This is a genomic window from Holdemanella sp. (assembly GCF_056804935.1).
Map to the genome: position 1 here is coordinate 1,835 of NZ_DBMEXE010000167.1, position 1,805 is coordinate 3,639.

General features: G+C 33.9%; 2 protein-coding genes. Both read right to left on the bottom strand.

Features of this window, described 5'->3' with window-relative positions:
* Positions 1-257 (bottom strand): Gfo/Idh/MocA family protein (locus ACZQCL_RS07505; RefSeq protein WP_482482546.1); only part of this gene is annotated, 257 nt, incomplete at its 3' end.
* Positions 254-1,639 (bottom strand): HAMP domain-containing sensor histidine kinase, encoded by a 1,386-nt coding sequence (locus tag ACZQCL_RS07510; RefSeq protein ID WP_482482548.1) that lies wholly within the window; start codon positions 1,637-1,639, stop codon positions 254-256. The genes ACZQCL_RS07505 and ACZQCL_RS07510, both read right to left, overlap by 4 nt.
* Positions 1,640-1,805 lie beyond the last annotated feature (166 nt).

Consider the following 1,805-nt stretch of genomic DNA (forward strand, 5'->3'; position numbering starts at 1 on the left):
TGTTCCAACGCCATTTTTGATTGTGAATAATGTAAAGAGTTTGGACTTGCCACATAAACAATATCCACATTTTCATCATTCAACATTTCTTCCATATCCGTGTAATACTTTTGAATCCCATGTTTTTCGGCAAATTCTTTAGCACGCTTCTTTGTTCTAGAATATACACAATATAAATTGTATCGACCATCTAAACGCATAGCTTCAATCATGCGCTCTACTATAACACCAGAGCCAATCGTTGCGACATTCATCATGCTTTTTCTCCTTTATTTTTTACCCAGTTATTTTCTTTTTTCTTCTTTTGTTTTTTTGTTTTACGATAAATGATAAAGCGAACTCCATCCTCGCTGTTTTCACCTTTCACAATATAGTGGTTGGCCTTACAAACCTTAGAAACAATGGATAATCCGAGTCCGAAACGTCCACCTTCGCCTTTTTCATAAGGTCTAAATAAAGATTGAATGCGATCTTCAGGCATCTTTGGACCATCATTACTAATACACAACCAGTCTTCTCTTACTTCAATCTTAATGTAAGATTTCGCATAACGGAATGCATTTTCCATAATGTTTTCAATGGCTACACGCCACGCTTCAATCAAACCATCAAAGAAGACTTCTTCTACATCTGTAATCACTTGAATTTCAGGGCGAATCACGGCTGCATTTAAAACAACCTGTTCCACAACATCCTTCATATTTGTGACTACACCATCAGCATCACTTGCCACCAAGTATTCCACACGATTCATATATAATAAAGAATGTACTTTATTTTCTAATCTCTGTGCATTATCTAAGATGACATCAACACTGCTTTCCAAAGTTCCATAAGGATAGATACCATCTTTAATAGATTCAGCGTACGATTTAATTGTCGCAATCGGCGTTTTTAAATCATGCGAAATATTATGAATCATATCTTCTTTGGCTTTATCCTGCTTTTTCAATTCATCGTTCATCTTCACAATCGCAGTCGCCATTTCACCAATTTCATCATCACGATTTAAATGAAGTTCTACTTCTTTTCCATCTTTAATTTGTTCAATATAATTTCGAATTAAATTCAAAGGATGAATAATAGAGAATACCCACATTAAAATAATCAGGAATACAATCATAAACGCAATCACAATAACGTATACCGTAGAATCAATCAATGAATCTCTAAATTGTGTCGCATACGTATCATCCATAAAACTCGCCAAAATTATACCGTCATGACAATAGATCAAACGATAATAATACTTCGAATTTGCGACCGTAATCGTTCCCTGTAGTGCTTCTTCATTTTCAGAATTCATTTGTTTGGATTGATCTAATAAATATTCATATACTTTATGATTCACTGGTTTTCTTTTGGAACTCTGATTTGAGATCACATTCATTTTACCATCTTGAATAATACAGTTTGTTTGAACACTGTCACTCGCTAAGAAAGCATAAATGTCATCTATACTATTGGTTTGTTTCGAATCCACTAATCCAACGATCGGTGTTTGTCGATTTAAGATCAGTTCATACATTTGTTTAGTAATGGTTCGATCAATATTATCGCTGACAAACACAAAGAAAAACATGATAAAAAACATCAAAACCGTCAAAATAATTGTTAAAATTTGTCGCGTTAATGACATTTTTTGAAAATAAAAGGAAGGTCCCTTCATAAAATATCACCTCATCATAAACATTTTACCATAAGAAAAAGAAAGTAGGCGGCAGAGTTTAAATTCTGCCGCCCCTTATCAAACCATACGTGCCCTATTAAGGCATACGGCTTACCAATGTGAGTTACATTTTAGA